The organism is Pseudomonas sp. B13(2017), from assembly GCF_002113245.1.
Classification (GTDB): Bacteria; Pseudomonadota; Gammaproteobacteria; order Pseudomonadales; family Pseudomonadaceae; genus Aquipseudomonas; species Aquipseudomonas putida_Z.
Map to the genome: position 1 here is coordinate 120,868 of NZ_NEJX01000010.1, position 15,248 is coordinate 136,115.

Genomic DNA, 15,248 nt, shown 5'->3' on the forward strand with positions numbered 1-15,248 from the left:
TTCGCCGAAAGATGATCGCAGAGCACGCTGCGGCAGCTGATCTGCTGCCGCGCTGCCAAGGGTGCCAAGGGTGCCAACAGTTGGCTCTGCACCAGGATCATGCTTGTCGAATCAGCTCGATTTCACGGTTGATGATTGAATGCTTGGCGGTTTGTTTTTCAACACGTACACGTGCCGCAGCGGACATCTTACGGAACAGTTCCGGTGATTCGATCACCCGCGCGATACCGTCTGCCATCGCTTGGGCGTCATCGCCAGGTGCAAGAATCCCACATTCATCATCGACGAATTCAGGGATCGCTGTAACGGCGTTTGTCACGGCGACCAGACCGGAAGCCATCGCCTCATCACGGGAGACACCTTGTGCATCCATGCGTGTCGGGCAAAGGAACAGGCCGTACTGTTTGTGCAGTGCTGCAATCTCTTGATGCTTGAGGAAGCCGCGCTCAATTGTCACGTTGCTGAACTTGCGCAGCGGGGCGAGAGTGTCTTCAAACAATACGCCATCACCAATCATGCGGAATTCAAGGTCCTTGAAGTACGGTTTCTCTGCCAGCAGCTCGATCGCTTTGACACTCAGGTCGTTTGCGTACTTGGCGGATGCATAGGGGCGGATGGATAGCAGCTTCATACGCTGCGCTTCCGGCTTGGCCTGGTACGAGAACGTTTCCGTATCAATCGGGTTATGAATGATCTCGTAGCGATCTTCAGGAATGCGGAAGCCCACATCCTCCATTACTTCTTCAGCAAAGTAGCGAGACACGAAGACGAGTTTCAGGTTGGCTGGTATGTTGCTCAGCGTCTCGCGCCAGAACGCCATGCGTTTTTCGCTCTCGACTTTTGCCAGCGCCAACTGGTGTTCATCCGAGTAGTTGTACTCGCGTCGCCACCAAGGCTGTACCTCTGCGCCGTGCACCCACACCACTACCTTGACCAGGTGCGTGAAGCGCTTGAGCACCTCCCACATATCGGGATCCAGGAAGTGCACCAGCACGCTCTTGTACTGGCCACTTTCAAGCATCTTGGTGAGCGTAGTCTGGCACCCGGTTACCACATCCACGTTCTGGAACTCGTGATAGCTGACAGCCTCGTTCTTGCGCAGGCGGAAGATGTCGACGTTCAGGTTCTGCTCCTGATACGCCATCACTCGGCTATGCACAAAGCCGTTGCGATACAGGTCTTCATAGGCCGGGTAATGGTTGGTGACAACCAGATGTTGCGAACGGCCCAGCATCTCCGACGGCTGCAGGTTGCGGTGGCCGAGCACCAGCGCCTTGATCTCGGTGTTGCCGGAAGCATAGGCACGCAGGCCGAAGCGCACGAAGGCGGCTTCCGGCGGCACATCGGAAGTCTGGTTACGGTTGGCATGCTGCATCACGTGGCTGATCCGCTGCTTCTCGGCATCGAGGAACAGCACCACCAATTGCAGGTTCAGGCCAGGCGTGCAGTCGAGGTACAGTTTGAGCTTTCGGTCCTGGATATTCAGCTGGTCCAGGCTGACTTCATTCAGCGCATACACATACTCGTGCTTGCCATCTGCCAGCTTGGAGCTCACGCGCCAGCTATCGACATCGACGGCCAGGTCGAGGAACTTGTTGTGCTTGACTCCGAATATCTCGGCCAAGGCGCGGCCAGTGATTTCCGGTGAGTCGTGGCTGACTTTCAGAGGCGCGATGGCTTGGGCCCGCGCCTGCAGCTGGTCGATGGTCATGCCGAGGTTCAGGTCCAGGTCGTCAACCTTGGCGCTGATCTTGTCGTGCTGTGCCGCGCCATTCTCGCAATAGTTGAATGGGTCGATCGCCAGGCCTTGCTCGTGTGCGTACTCCAGCGATGGCAGGCCCTTCAACCAGTTAAGCAATGGCTGGCCGGCAATGATTTCGGTTGCGACCAACGAGCGCCGTGCGCGCAGCGATTGAGCTGGACGGTATGCCAGTTCATTCGACTGCAGCTTGGCATCTTGCCCTTGGCAGGTGAAGTGAGCAGCTTTACCAACCACCTGTGCACGGCTGTAGCGCGTTGCCAGTGCCAGGTCGAGCAGGTAGTTAGGGCCGTAGTAATCGCCCGGTACAAACGCGGCAACCCACGGGGTGTTGCCAACCAGCTCGCCAAGGCTGGATTTCTTCAGTTGGGCTGGTTTGAGTACCACGACACGAGGGTCATCACTCACGATGCTGCCCTGATAGGCATCGGTGATGATGACCATGCGTACCTGGCTGTAGGTCTGGCGGTTCAGGTGGGCGCGCAGCATGTCGAACTGCTGGCGATCCTGAGCTTCGCAGACGACTACGATTTCCGGCAGGCGCTGGGTCTTGACGGTGCCTGTCACCTTGGTGAGCACGTATTCCAGGCGCTGAGTGTAAGTGTGCTCTTGCATCACTTTACGCAGGGCGGCGAGCTTCAGCTTGTCACTGTTGAGCGGGTCTTCGGCCAGCAGCTCCAGGCGGCGCAGCATCTCTTCGCCATTGTCGGTAGTGACGACCAGGTCGCCGAACAACAGGCGCACACCGCGCGAGAAGTTGCTGACGGTGATGGTGTTGCAGCCCAGCAGCTCGAATACTCGACGTGCGAACATCGATTGCGACTGCTTGATCGAGTTCAGGTTGATCGCATACCGGTAGCCCTTGTAAGCCGTGTCGATTTTTTCGAAGGGCAGGGTGCCGACGATGTAGGGCTGGTATTCCTCGGGGAACTGATAGTTCGCATCGTTCTTGCCGAAGTTGCGGTCGAAGATTTCCAGCGGGCGGAACTTCGGCAGCTCGCAGACGAAATTGCCGAGGTCGCGGGTACGCTCCGGGTAACGGGCGTAGTAGGCGCCAGCGAAGCAGAAGGCGTCTTTGCGCTCATACAGCTCGATCGGGTTATGCAGCGCTGGCTGGCAGGCGAACGGCAGCAGGTAAACTCGATCGTGACCGAGCGCACCCTTGTAGCGGTGAATGCAGTCGATGTCGGTGGTGAACACATGGTCGAACTGCTTGGCAGTGGTCAGGAAGGTCTCGAAGTGAACCGGGTCTTCCTTGTTCCAGAACACGGTTGGTACCTTGTTCTGACGGCACCAAGACAGAATGTCCTGAAGTTCCTGGCTGTTGTGGCCAACCTTGCTACCCCACAGTTCATCCTTGCCGCGCCAGGCAGATTCGATGAACAGCAGTTCTGGGCCGAAACCTTCCAGTTCTGCCTTCCAGTTGCTAGGAGTGAGCTGCATCAGGTTGCATTCGTAGCGGTACGAGCCAAAGGTAAACTCGTCCATTACGCACGCCACTTTCAGGCGGCTTACAGGTTGGTCGGCCTGGCGCAACAGCGTAGAGCGGCTCTGCGCGCTGGTAGGCAGGGCCTCCGGCAGCTTCAGGTAGTTCTCATCCTGAACGATCGGTGCAGGAGGCAGCAGGGCCTTCATCGGTTCGTTGGCGATCCGCTTCTGTTCGCTCTGCTGGCGTTGCTGGTTGGCCTTGCGGTACAGGCGCAGTAGGCGCACGGGCAGTTTGACCAGCCCGCCCAAGGAGGTTGCGCTGTTCTTGATCTGGTAGCCCAGCTGGTAAGTCATGCTGGTGCGTGTCTTGACCAAACGCTGTTCGGCTAGATGGCGTTGTGTGTTGGCACGTTCCAGATTCGCATTGAGTTCGTCGATCTTGCGCTGCTGCGCGGCAGTGCGCTCTAGCAATTGATTGAGGTTGGCCTTCAGTTGCGGGATCTGTTCAGTGCTGACGGTGCGGTACTTCATGTTTGCCGCACCCAAGCCTGCTTTCGACGAGTTGAGCTCGTTTTCCAGCTGCATGCGCAGGCCTTGCCACTGTTCATTGGTGGCCGCAAGGCTTGCCTCCGCCGCCAGGCGGCTAGCAGTCTCAAGCGTCAACTGTTCGGCCAGCGCATCCTTGGCCTGATTCAGAGAGGCAATGGTTTCTGCCTGTTCTGTCTGGGTGTCTTGTGCTTGGGCATTGGCCTGCATCATTGCGTGCAGTTGCTCTTCCAGGCCATTGCGCAGGTCGACCAGTTTATTGATGGTGTTGGCCTGGGCAGCATGCTCACGCTCGTTGCGTGCCTGTGTTTCGCTCATCGCCTGCAACTGGCTTTCCAGTTCAGCTTGACGCGCTTTCAACAGGGCAATGGTTTCGGCCTGTGCAGCGTCGGCCCGTTGGGTTTGGGCCTGCAATTCGTTCATATACTCCAACTCGCTTTCAAGTTCGGCTTCCAATTCCGCTTGGCGCATGCGCAGCGTAGTGATGCATTCATCCTTCTCGGCAATATCCTGATCGCTCTCGTTTTGCAGTTGGCTCATTGCCTCCTTCTGTTTCTCCAGCGCGGTCTCCAAAGTCGCAAGGCGCTCGCGCAAGGTGGCAATGGTGTCTTCATGAGTAGCACTTGTCTGATCCGCCAGGGCCTGAGCCTCTGCCGATACTTGCCGCTGACTTTCCAGCGCGGCTTGCAGGGCTGCCTGCTGAGCGCGGAGGGCAGTGATGGTGTCTACATGGCCAGCATTGGTCTGCTCGGCCTTGGTCTGCAGTTCGGTTGCCGCCTGCCGCTGATTTTCCAGCCTGGCTTGCAAGGCGGCTTGCTGTGCACGAAGCACTGTGATGGTTTCTACATGACCATCGTTGATCTGCCGGGCTTGGACAAGCTGCTCTGACAACGCCTCTAGCTGAGCCTCCAGTTCGTCACGCTGTTTCTGCAGCGCACTCATGCTTTCATTCAGGTTTGCATTGTCGAGCTGGTCCTTTGCCTGAAGCTCCAACATTTGCTGAAGCCGGCTTTCCAGGTCATCGTGTTGAGCCTGCAGGGCGGCTATCTCTGCCGTCTCGTTTGCTGCCAGCGCTTCAGCAGCCACACGCTGCTGATCGGTGGCCAGCAATCGTTCTTCGATGCTGTGAAGGGATTGCTGCAGGGTTTCCAGCTCCTGGTTCCGCTGCTCCAGTTCGTCGTTGGCTACGGTCAGTTCCTGGCATGTCTGCGCCTGGGTTTCTTCAAGCGCCGCGAATCGCTGTTCCAACAGGGCATACTGCTGCGCAGTGGCGAGGCACTTTTCATTCGCCTCGCCCAACTTGGACTTGAGTGAATCAAGTTCTTCATTGAGCGCCCGGATGCTGCGCGCGCTGGCCTCAAGGGCTTCCCGGCTCGCTTGCTCGATAGAACTGATATGTGATTCGCGATCCTGCAGCTGACGCGAGAGGGCCTCGGCTTTCTGAGCTTCGGGCTTTAGCAGGGAAAGTTGTTCAGTGGTCAGCCGGTACTTTCTGTTGGCGTCATCCAGGCGCTCCTTGATTTCCTCAAGTTCTTGTACCCGCTTTGCCTTGGCGTCGAGCATTTCGCGGTTGGCCTGTTGCAGTGCCGCAATGTCGGCATCGCGGTTTTGCAACGTTCTGGATAGCGTTTCAGCCTTCTGGGCCTCGGGCTTGAGTTGAGCAATCTGTTCGTTGGCGGTGCGATACTTCTTGTTCGTGTCTTCCAGTCGCTTACCGATTGCGCCAAGGCTCTCGCGCAGGGCGCGCTCGATGGATTCGAAGGCCTTTTCAAGCTCACGGACGCGATCGATAGTCAGCGAGTCAATAACGCCAGGTTTATGCGCTTCGCTCTTCACGGCAACGATACCCAGCCACTTGCCGAGCATCTTCACATCGATGATCTGCAAGTGTTCGGCCAGCAGCCGGAACGGTTCCATCAGGTAGAACGTGTGTTTGTGGTCAATGAAGTCATTAACCCCGAACGGCACGGTAATCACCAGTCGGCCACCCTGCTTGAGCAGGTCGTGGGCCTTTTCGATGAACAGCTCCGGGCGTACCAGGTGCTCGAGCACTTCGCTGATGACAACGGTGTCCGGTTCAACCTCGAGCGTGTCCAGCGCGAGGAAGTCTGAATTGATATACGTGACGTTCTGCTGGATGTGGGCCGGTTCGGCAGACAGGTAGCCCTTGGCCTCTTCGATGGCCTGCGGGCTGGTATCCACACCGGTGACCTGGCAGCCTTCACGTGCCAGCAGCAGGGGCACGATGCCCTGCGAGCAGCCGACATCCAGGATCCGGCGCCCTTTGACCTGGGCGCAGATCCAATGGATGCGGGACTGCGTTTCCCGCATGAATTGCTCCCCCAGCTTGCCGTAATAGGCTTCCATCACGCGGTCATGAATATCGGCCAATGGTGAAGGCAGCTCTGTGTTCACGGTAAGTTTCTCAAGCGTGGGGTTGTTCATGCGGTTGGGTCCATCAAGCCTGGATAACGCCGGCGGCGTCGATCACGAATGCCGCGTCGCGCACGTTGAAGGTGCCGCGGAATTCGCGGTGCTTCACCAGCAGTACGTGGATGTCGGCGCTGTCCTGGGCAAAGTCGAAGTCCACATGCTCGTGGCGCGCCAGGCGCTGCGGCAGGGCTTCGATGTTCGGCTCGACCAGTTGCAGGGTGGCTTCCAGCTCGTTGCCCAGGCGCTCGGCAATGCTCAGGGCAGGGCTTTCGCGCAGGTCGTCGATGTCGGCCTTGAAGGCCAGGCCGTAGCAGGCAATTTTCACTTGCTGGGCTGACTTGCCCGGGTTCTTGATCAGGAAGTTGGCCAGGGCCATCTTGACCTTGTCGATCACCCACTCAGGCTTGCTGTCGTTGACCACGCGGGCGGTGCGGATCAGGCGCGCCTGCTCTGGGGTCTGGCTGACGATGAACCATGGGTCGACGGCAATGCAGTGGCCGCCCACGCCTGGGCCTGGCTGCAGAATGTTGACGCGCGGGTGGTGGTTGGCCAGGCGAATCAGCTCCCACACGTCGATGTCCAGCTTGTCGCAGATGATCGACAGTTCGTTGGCGAAGGCAATGTTCACGTCGCGGAAGCTGTTTTCGGTCAGCTTGCACATTTCTGCGGTGCGGGCGTTGGTGACGATGCACTCGCCTTCAACGAAGGTGCGGTACAGGCGTACGGCAGCTTCAGAGCACTTCCTGGTCATGCCGCCGATGATGCGGTCGTTTTCCACCAGCTCGCGCAACACGTGACCTGGCAGCACGCGCTCAGGGCAGTGGGCAACGCGGATATCGGAGTCTTCACCGTGGGTTTGCGGGAAGCTCAGGTCCGGGCGGGCCTGGGCCAGCCAGAAGGCCATCTGCTCGGTGGCGCCGACAGGGGAGGTGGATTCCAGGATGACCAGGTCACCCTTTTTCAGCACGGGCGCGATGGCCTTGCTGGCGGACTCGATGTAGCTCAGGTCCGGCTGGTGGTCATCCATGAACGGGGTTGGCACGGCGATCAGGAAGGCGTCGGCAGCTTCCGGAACGGTGGAGGCGCGCAGGTAGCCCTCGGTCACGGCAGCGTGTACCACCATGTCCAGCTCAGGCTCGACGATGTGGATTTCACCACGATTGATGGTGTCGACTGCGTGCTGGTTTACATCGATACCGATCACGTGCTTCTTGCGGGCGGCGAAAACGGCGGCCGTTGGCAGGCCGATATAGCCCAGGCCTACGACGGAAATCTTGTTGAAGCTCATGCTACTTCCTCGGAACGGGAGAAGTTGGAAAGTGCGTCGAGGATTCGCGCGCACGCTTTTCCATCGCCGTAGGGGTTGTGGGCGAAGCTCATCTCGCGATAGGTCGCATCGTCGGTCAGCAGTTTCGCCAGGTTTTCGGTGATCGATTCCACGTCGGTGCCCACCAGCTTGACGGTACCGGCAGCCACGGCTTCCGGGCGCTCGGTGGTGTCACGCATGACCAGTACCGGCTTGCCCAGGGCTGGGGCTTCTTCCTGGATACCGCCGGAGTCGGTCAGGATCAGGTAGGAACGGGTCATCAGGTAGACGAACGGCAGGTAGTCCAGCGGCTCGATCAGGTGAATGTTGTTGACGTCGGCCAGCAGGCGGTTGACCGGTTCGCGCACGTTCGGGTTGAGGTGTACCGGGTAGACGATGTCCACATCAGGGAATTGACGCGCGGTTTGCACCAGGGCCTGGCAGATGCGCTCGAAGCCGCCACCAAAGTTTTCGCGGCGGTGGCCGGTGACCAGCACCATGCGGCGCTCAGGGTTCAGGAAGCTGAACTGGTTTTCGAACTGGCTTTTCAGCTCGGGGCTTTCCAGCTTGCGGACCACTTCCAGCAGCGCGTCGATCACGGTGTTGCCGGTGGTGTAGATGGTCGCGGCGTCCGTACCTTCACGCAGCAGGTTGTCCTGGGAGGTGGAGGTGGGCGCGAAGTGCAGGGCGGCCAGTGCCCCGGTCAGGCGGCGGTTGCCTTCTTCCGGCCATGGCGAATACAGGTTGCCGGTGCGCAGGCCGGCTTCCACGTGGGCAATCGGAATCTGCTGGTAGTAGGCGGCCAGGCTGGTGGCCAGGGTTGTTGCGGTGTCGCCGTGCACCAGTACCACGTCGGGCTTGAACTCGGCCAGCACAGGCTTCAGACCCTGCAGGATGGCAGTGGTCACATCGGTCAGATCCTGGCCGGGCTTCATGATGTTCAAGTCGTAGTCGGGCGTGATCTCGAACAGCTCCAATACCTGGTCGAGCATCTGGCGGTGCTGGCCAGTTACGCAGACACGCGACTCGAAACGGTCGTCCTGGGCAAGGTTGAGGGCCAGGGGAGCCATTTTGATGGCCTCTGGGCGGGTGCCAAATACGGTGAGGGTCTTGAGGGACACGGCGACGGTCTTCTGTGTATTGATGTAAAGGCGATTGGATCTGGTGTTACGGGGTGCAGATCACAGGTATTACGCAAATCGGCCGGGGGGAGTGGCCTAGGGGGCTCCACACACGCAAGCGCGAACGGGGGGCTTTGAAGGTGGTGAAGAAAAATTCATGTGGCTCGGATCCTTCAAGCATAGCGGTTGTCCAATGACCGCAAATTTATCATTTCGTCATCAAGATGACATCCCGTATGGCACGTTTTTTTCCCCTGATCGTCCGAATTTGCCTCTATCTATCGGATGATTGGATCCTATTTTTGAAAGTTGCATCAAGAAAAACGATTGTTTGATGTTATTCAGGCATCATGCCAATAAAGTCAATACAACCGAGGCATACGACGAATGGGATGGGGCCTTGTCCGGCAAGGCTTGTGGGAAAAACAACAGCTTTTGGTCTGAATGAAACCTAGGTTAAACGGGAATTTACCTGGCGGCGATTTGCTATCGCCTTTGTTTCATGAACTTATCCTGAAATATGGCGTAACGCCATTGCTTTTGGGTGGGCGAAGTTGCTTTTTTTAATGTCGGATTCGGTAACGATTAACCAGGTCAAGAGCCTTTTTGCAAAATGGCAGAGCCGCTAGGGTTGATTGCGCAGCCGAAGGAAAACGGCTGCTGGAAAATGACCAACCCAGGAGTGTTCACCATGCGTAACAACGTTCTGTCGTACCTGCTACTGCCGCTGTTCGCCAGCCTGTCCTTTTCCCTTAGCGCTGCCCCGGCCAGCGCCACGGCGGTGCCCGAGCCGGTCCCGGTGGTAAGCCAGCAGCAGGCCCAGCAGCCGCAGCGGCTGGACCTGAACACCGCTGACGCGCTTACTTTGCAGAAGGAGCTGAACGGGATAGGGAAGGCCAAGGCTGAGGCCATCGTGGCCTACCGGGAGGCCAATGGGCCGTTTGCCTCGGTGGATGAGCTGCTGGAGATCAAGGGGATTGGTAATGCGTTGCTGGAGCGCAACCGGGACAAGGTGATGGTGGAATAGGGGGGGGAGGGGGCTGGGGTTTGTGTCCTGGCCCTGACTTTCATGAAGTAGGGATCTAATTGGCTGGTTGACGCGCCCCCTGTAGGAGCGGCCTTGCGTCGCGAGAGGGCTGCAAAGCAGCCCCAGCTATTCCTGCAGTGCCGCTGAACCCCGGGGGCCGCTTTGCGGCCCTTTCGCGACGCAAGGCCGCTCCTACATCGACCGTAACAGCCGGTCAGATCGTGGCAGCGCCAGCGACCGGGGTGCGCTAGCGGTCCTGCGCATCCTTGGCATCCGCTTCGGCATTGCGCTCATGCACCTTGCGCAGCTGTTCTTCGGTCAGTGGCAGTTTCTTTGCCGTGTCGCGCAGCAGCATCAGCCCGCCGACGATCGAGCCGAGCGCTATGATGAGTATCAGCCAGGCATACCAGGGCATTGTCGTTCTCCTTTGCTGGTGATGGGCAGCGCTTGTACAAATGTTGAGCAATTGCCCGTTCCGTTGGTTCAATTATAGGAGCCAGCCACTGTCGGGCCAATTCCGTGACCCGCGGGCCCCAAAGCCTGTGCCACTTCGTTTACAATGCGCGCCGTTTTCGACTTGCCAAGAGACCCTGCCCATGTCCGCCTGCCAGACGCCCCTGATCGTCGCCCTGGATTTCCCTACCCGTGAGGCCGCCCTGAAGCTGGCTGACCAGCTTGACCCTGCGCTGTGCCGGGTGAAGGTTGGCAAGGAGCTGTTCACCAGCAGTGCTTCGGGCATTGTCGAAACCCTGTGCGACAAGGGCTTCGAAGTGTTCCTGGACCTCAAGTTCCACGACATCCCCAACACCACCGCGATGGCGGTGAAGGCTGCCGCCGAGATGGGGGTATGGATGGTGAACGTGCATTGCTCCGGTGGCCTGCGCATGATGGCGGCCTGCCGTGAAGAGCTGGCCAAGCGCAGCGGCCCGCAGCCGTTGCTGATTGGTGTGACCGTGCTGACCAGCATGGAGCGTGAAGACCTGGCCGGCATCGGCCTGGATGTCGACCCGCAAGAGCAGGTGCTGCGCCTGGCGGCGCTGGCCGAGAAGGCTGGCATGGACGGTTTGGTGTGCTCGGCGCTGGAAGCCCCGGCGCTGAAGGCGGCGCACCCGTCGCTGCAATTGGTGACCCCAGGCATTCGCCCGGCGGGCAGTGCGCAGGATGACCAGCGCCGTATCCTCACCCCGCGCCAGGCACTGGATGCGGGTTCGGATTACCTGGTGATCGGCCGGCCGATCAGCCAGGCTGCCGATCCGGCGCAGGCGTTGGCTGCGGTGGTGGCGGAGATTCGTGGGTAAGTAGCCCGCGTTGTAGAGAAAGGCCAGCATGAGAGTGCTGGCCTTTTTTGTTTGGTACATGGCACCGCCTTTGGCGGTGATCGCCGACAAGCCGGCTCCCACAGAAGAGCGCAGCCTCACAGGCAGAGCTGGACCTGTGGGAGCGGGTGAGTCAGCTTTTGGATTTTGGGTTGTTCCCTCAAAGCCTGTCAGTGCAGCTTGTTCTTGGCCAGTTCGATGTCGTTCATCAGGGCCTTGGCCATGGCCAGCAGGTAATCGGCGGAGCCCAGCAGCTTGTGGTCATCTTCCATGTCGCCTTCGCGTACAAGGTGCTTGATGTAGCCCAGCAGGACTGAAACGTGCTCGTAGGCATCATCGATCGGTATGCCGGGTTGTACGCGGAGCAGGTCCAGGGTGGGGTTGCCGGCTTCCAGGAAGGTTTCCAGGCCTGCGGTGAGGATGGGGGAGGGGGTGTTCTTTTTCATGGTAGTAGCTCCTGACAAGTGGAACTGCCACGCGGATCTTTCTCACGGACCTGGGCGGCAGTCGTACACGGGGTGAGAAACCGAGGGAGCTTCAAAGCTCGGCCAGACCGAGGTCTGCCCGCGTACGACCGCCATGACAGGCAAGCCAGCTAACTCGCAACAGGTTCTCACACCCGGTCACCAACATGGCGACCCGGTGAAGTTATCCCTGAGGGATTTCCCCGACAATTCAGCTGCTTCCGACCGCTGCGTAGGATAGTTCACTTGTTGCTTCAAGCTGAAGCGGTGAGAGCAAGGTTCAGGAAAGTCTGACGCGCTGCGAACGCGGTGCTGCAGTTATCGCCGGGGCCGCTGTGCGGCTTAATCGCCGGCAAGCCAGCTCCCACAGGTACAGCGTCGGGCTCAAGGGTGGCGCTATACCTGTGGGAGCTGGCTTGCCGGCGATGAGGCCAGTGTTGGCTACCTCAATCTCAAACCTTGAGCACCAACTTGCCAAAGTTCTCCCCACTGAACAGCTTCAGCAAGGTCTCGGGGAAGGTCTCCAGCCCTTCCACCACATCCTCCTTGCTCTTCACCTGCCCGCTGGCCAGCCACTCGGCAATCTCCAGCGCGGCCTTGCCGTAATCCTTGGCGTAATCCATCACCACGAAGCCTTCCATGCGCGCTCGGTTTACCAGCAGCGACAGGTAGTTGGCCGGGCCTTTTACCGCTTCCTTGTTGTTGTACTGGCTGATCGCGCCGCAAATCACGATACGTGCCTTGAAGTTGATGCGGGTCAGCACGGCGTCGAGGATGTCGCCGCCGACGTTGTCGAAGTACACGTCCACGCCTTTGGGGCATTCGCGCTTCAGGCCGGCCAGCACGTCTTCGGCCTTGTAGTCGATCACCCCGTCAAAGCCCAGTTCGTCCTTCAGGTACTGGCACTTCTCGGCGCCGCCGGCAATGCCGACCACGCGGCAGCCTTTGATCTTGGCAATTTGCCCGACAATGCTGCCCACCGCGCCGGCCGCGCCGGAAATGACCACGGTGTCACCGGCCTTGGGCTGGCCGACGTCCAGCAGGGCGAAGTAGGCGGTCATGCCGGTCATGCCCAGCGCCGACAGATAGCGCGGCAGGGGCGCCAGGCTGGGGTCGATCTTGTGCAGGCCCTGGGGTTCGCCAGTGAAGTAGTCCTGCACGCCAAGGGCGCCGCTTACATGGTCGCCCGGCTTGTAGGCAGGGTGGTTGGAGGCAACCACTTCGCCAACACCCAGCGCACGCATCACCTGGCCCAGGGCCACGGGCGGGATGTAGGACTTGCCTTCGTTCATCCAGCCGCGCATGGCCGGGTCCAGTGACAGGTACAGGTTGCGCACCAGCACCTGGCCTTCGCCGGGTTGTTCGGCGGGCACGGTCTCGAAGCTGAAGTCGTCACGGCGCACGGCGCCGACCGGGCGTTTGGCGAGCAGGAAGCGGCGGTTGGTGTTGGTCATGGCGGGTCCTTGTGGGCAATGGAAGGGGGAGGCGTCAAATCTACCCTGTTGATGTAGGCAGGTCCTTAACATCACTGACAAGCATGGTAGCCCAACCGGTGGGGTGATGATGCTGCCCGGGCGGGTGGTGGCTGACTATGCTCTGAACCCCACCAAGCACGCTTTGGAGCACGCGATGAGCATGACCTTTTCCGGCCAGGTAGCCCTGGTCACTGGCGGCGCCGCCGGCATCGGCCGGGCAACCGCCCTGGCTTTCGCCCGGGAGGGCCTGAAGGTGGTGGTGGCCGACCTCGACCCGGCCGGTGGCGAGGCCACTGTGGCCCTGATCCACGCTGCGGGCGGGGAGGCGCTGTTCATTGCCTGCGACGTTACCCGTGACGCCGAGGTGCGCCAACTGCACGAGCGCCTGATCGCTGCCTACGGCCGGCTGGACTATGCCTACAACAACGCAGGTATCGAGATAGAGCAGGGCCGCTTGGCCGAGGGCAGCGAGGCGGAGTTCGATGCCATCATGGGCGTCAACGTGAAGGGTGTGTGGCTGTGCATGAAGTACCAGCTGCCGTTGCTGTTGGCCCAGGGCGGTGGGGCCATCGTCAATACCGCTTCGGTGGCGGGCTTGGGCGCGGCGCCGAAGATGAGCATCTACAGCGCCTCCAAGCACGCGGTGATCGGCCTGACCAAGTCGGCGGCCATCGAGTACGCCAAGAAGGGCATCCGGGTGAATGCGGTGTGCCCGGCGGTGATCGACACCGACATGTTCCGCCGTGCCTATGAGGCCGACCCACGCAAGGCCGAGTTTGCCGCTGCCATGCATCCGGTGGGGCGCATTGGCAAGGTCGAGGAAATTGCCAGTGCCGTGCTGTACCTGTGCAGTGATGGCGCAGCGTTCACTACTGGGCATTGCCTGGCGGTGGATGGTGGGGCTACGGCGATCTGAGCCGAAACCGCGTGGCCTTCTTCGCGGGCTTGCCCGCTCCCACAGGTACCCCGCTGCCCTCAGGTCCTGTGATGTCCCTGTGGGAGCGGGTTTACCCGCGAAGAGGCCCTGGCAGACCACCACAATGCCAGCCCTACAACCACACACCCCACCATCAACACCCCACCAAATACCAGCAACGCCAATCGTGATCCCAGCCGGTCGCTCAACAACCCGGTAAAGATCACCGGCAGGCTGAACCCCAGGTACGCCAGCAGGAAGAATCCGGCACTGGCCCGTGTCTTCTCGCTGCCGGCCAGCTCGTTCACCGCCGCCAGCCCGCCCAGGTAGATAAACCCGTAGCACGCACTACTGGCCGCCACCGCACCCAGCAATACCGCGCCCAGCTGGCCGCTGTCCGCACCCCAAGCCAGCACGGCATAGCTGCACGGCAATATCACCAGCCCCAGCAACGTGGCCGTACGGCTGCTGAGGCGCCGTGCCATGGGCTGGAACAACAACCCGCAGCTGATCACGCAAAAGGTCGAGAACCCCGACCAGGCGCTAAGCCCATGCTGGCGCAGGATGCCCGGCAGCAGGGCGATCACCAGCCCCACGCAGGCCCACGCCAGCAAAATGGCCAGGCCATAGGCCACGCTGCCACGGGGGTAGCAGGGCAGGCGCAGCATGGGGTTGCGTGCTGCCGGGCGTGGGTCCGGCAGGCGCCACACCAGCAGCATGGCCAGCGCCGCCAGCAGCAGTTGCAGGTGGAAGCTGCCTGGGGTCAGGCTGGGGCCGCGCAGCAGGAACAGGCTGGTCAGCGCCGCGCCCAGGCCAAAGCCCAGCGAGGTGCTGGCGGTAACCCAATTGGCGGCGCGGGTGTTGTCTGCGCCGCCCATCAGTTCACCCATGTAGGCGGTGGCCGTGGCCGAGGCGAGACCGGTGCCCAGGCCGAGGAACAGTCGCGCCAGGCCCAGGGTTTGCAGGCTGGGGGCCAGCAGCATCAGCACGGTGGCGACCATCGACAAGGCCAGTGCGGCGAGCACCAATGGCCGGCGCCCAACCCGGTCGGCCAGCCCGCCCAGGGCCAGCAGCACGGGTAGTACGCCGAGCACATAGCCGGAGAAGGCCACTGCGGTGGCGGCGGCGCCTTGGCCGGAGAGGTCGGCGTAGGTGATGTACAGCGGGGCCTGCAGGTTGACGGCCAGGGTGATCAGGCAGAGGGCGAAGGCCAGGCGGGCCGGGGCGGAGGGCATGGGTAGGGATCCTGGTTCTGTAGTGGCTGTACCGGCCCTTTCGCGGGTGAACCCGCTCCCACAGGTACTGCACCGCTCTCGGGTTGGGTGCGATCTCTGTGGGAGCGGGTTCACCCGCGAAAGGGCCGGGCCTGCCCACTCTGATGTCAGCCCATTCCCATCACCAGACACACCGCCACCCCTTTTATGCTTAACTGTTCGCTCAAAACCAGCGAACACTTG

10 protein-coding genes are annotated in these 15,248 nt (G+C 60.6%); 3 read left to right on the top strand and 7 right to left on the bottom strand.

Annotated elements, in window-relative coordinates; translation table 11 throughout:
• Positions 1–97: 97 nt before the first annotated feature.
• Genes CAG44_RS14985 through wecB form a run of 3 tightly spaced genes read right to left on the bottom strand, consistent with a single transcriptional unit; the run spans position 98 to position 8,593 of the window.
• Positions 98–6,178 (bottom strand): glycosyltransferase, encoded by a 6,081-nt coding sequence (locus CAG44_RS14985; protein ID WP_085692422.1) that lies wholly within the window; start codon positions 6,176–6,178, stop codon positions 98–100.
• A 13-nt stretch (positions 6,179–6,191) separates the two neighbouring features.
• Positions 6,192–7,454, bottom strand: a complete 1,263-nt coding sequence (gene wecC, locus CAG44_RS14990) for a UDP-N-acetyl-D-mannosamine dehydrogenase (RefSeq protein WP_085692423.1) — start codon at positions 7,452–7,454, stop codon at positions 6,192–6,194.
• Positions 7,451–8,593 (bottom strand): non-hydrolyzing UDP-N-acetylglucosamine 2-epimerase, encoded by a 1,143-nt coding sequence (gene wecB, locus CAG44_RS14995; RefSeq protein ID WP_085692424.1) that lies wholly within the window; start codon positions 8,591–8,593, stop codon positions 7,451–7,453. The genes wecC and wecB overlap by 4 nt, the downstream gene beginning before the upstream one ends.
• A 691-nt stretch (positions 8,594–9,284) precedes the next feature.
• On the opposite strand from wecB, the gene CAG44_RS15000 reads away from it, so the two are divergent.
• Positions 9,285–9,620, top strand: coding sequence for a ComEA family DNA-binding protein (locus tag CAG44_RS15000; protein WP_085590160.1), 336 nt, complete (start codon positions 9,285–9,287; stop codon positions 9,618–9,620).
• 247 nt (positions 9,621–9,867) lie between these two features.
• Here the strand turns inward: CAG44_RS15000 and CAG44_RS15005 are convergent, their stop codons facing one another.
• The gene (locus tag CAG44_RS15005; protein ID WP_010952850.1) at positions 9,868–10,035 is read right to left on the bottom strand and encodes a DUF2897 family protein; all 168 of its coding nucleotides are present in this window, start codon (positions 10,033–10,035) and stop codon (positions 9,868–9,870) included.
• A 181-nt stretch (positions 10,036–10,216) separates the two neighbouring features.
• Here CAG44_RS15005 and pyrF point away from each other — a divergent pair, with 181 nt between their 5' ends.
• Positions 10,217–10,918: an orotidine-5'-phosphate decarboxylase gene (gene pyrF, locus CAG44_RS15010; protein ID WP_010952851.1), complete on the top strand. Its 702-nt coding sequence runs from the start codon at positions 10,217–10,219 to the stop codon at positions 10,916–10,918.
• A 188-nt stretch (positions 10,919–11,106) separates the two neighbouring features.
• Here pyrF and CAG44_RS15015 read toward each other — a convergent pair whose 3' ends face one another.
• Both CAG44_RS15015 and CAG44_RS15020 read right to left on the bottom strand, forming a co-directional pair.
• Positions 11,107–11,382, bottom strand: coding sequence for a DUF3077 domain-containing protein (locus tag CAG44_RS15015; RefSeq protein WP_085692425.1), 276 nt, complete (start codon positions 11,380–11,382; stop codon positions 11,107–11,109).
• Positions 11,383–11,852: 470 nt separating this feature from the next.
• Positions 11,853–12,854 carry an NADP-dependent oxidoreductase gene (locus tag CAG44_RS15020; RefSeq protein WP_085692426.1) on the bottom strand — a complete coding sequence of 334 codons (1,002 nt, stop codon included), beginning with the start codon at positions 12,852–12,854 and terminating at the stop codon, positions 11,853–11,855.
• A 175-nt stretch (positions 12,855–13,029) separates the two neighbouring features.
• Between CAG44_RS15020 and CAG44_RS15025 the strand changes: the two genes are divergently transcribed.
• Positions 13,030–13,791, top strand: a complete 762-nt coding sequence (locus CAG44_RS15025) for an SDR family oxidoreductase (RefSeq protein ID WP_025338144.1) — start codon at positions 13,030–13,032, stop codon at positions 13,789–13,791.
• Positions 13,792–13,850: 59 nt separating this feature from the next.
• Here the strand turns inward: CAG44_RS15025 and CAG44_RS15030 are convergent, their stop codons facing one another.
• Positions 13,851–15,026: an MFS transporter gene (locus CAG44_RS15030; protein WP_085692427.1), complete on the bottom strand. Its 1,176-nt coding sequence runs from the start codon at positions 15,024–15,026 to the stop codon at positions 13,851–13,853.
• Positions 15,027–15,248 lie beyond the last annotated feature (222 nt).

Bases quoted from the DNA above. Each gene is read 5' to 3' on its own strand.
- CAG44_RS15030 (WP_085692427.1), bottom strand. From the start codon at position 15,026: ATGCCCTCCGCCCCGGCCCGCCTGGCCTTCGCCCTCTGCCTGATCACC.
- CAG44_RS15020 (WP_085692426.1), bottom strand. From the start codon at position 12,854: ATGACCAACACCAACCGCCGCTTCCTGCTCGCCAAACGCCCGGTCGGC.
- CAG44_RS15015 (WP_085692425.1), bottom strand. From the start codon at position 11,382: ATGAAAAAGAACACCCCCTCCCCCATCCTCACCGCAGGCCTGGAAACC.
- CAG44_RS14985 (WP_085692422.1), bottom strand. From the start codon at position 6,178: ATGAACAACCCCACGCTTGAGAAACTTACCGTGAACACAGAGCTGCCT.
- wecC (WP_085692423.1), bottom strand. From the start codon at position 7,454: ATGAGCTTCAACAAGATTTCCGTCGTAGGCCTGGGCTATATCGGCCTG.
- CAG44_RS15025 (WP_025338144.1), top strand. From the start codon at position 13,030: ATGAGCATGACCTTTTCCGGCCAGGTAGCCCTGGTCACTGGCGGCGCC.
- pyrF (WP_010952851.1), top strand. From the start codon at position 10,217: ATGTCCGCCTGCCAGACGCCCCTGATCGTCGCCCTGGATTTCCCTACC.
- CAG44_RS15005 (WP_010952850.1), bottom strand. From the start codon at position 10,035: ATGCCCTGGTATGCCTGGCTGATACTCATCATAGCGCTCGGCTCGATC.
- CAG44_RS15000 (WP_085590160.1), top strand. From the start codon at position 9,285: ATGCGTAACAACGTTCTGTCGTACCTGCTACTGCCGCTGTTCGCCAGC.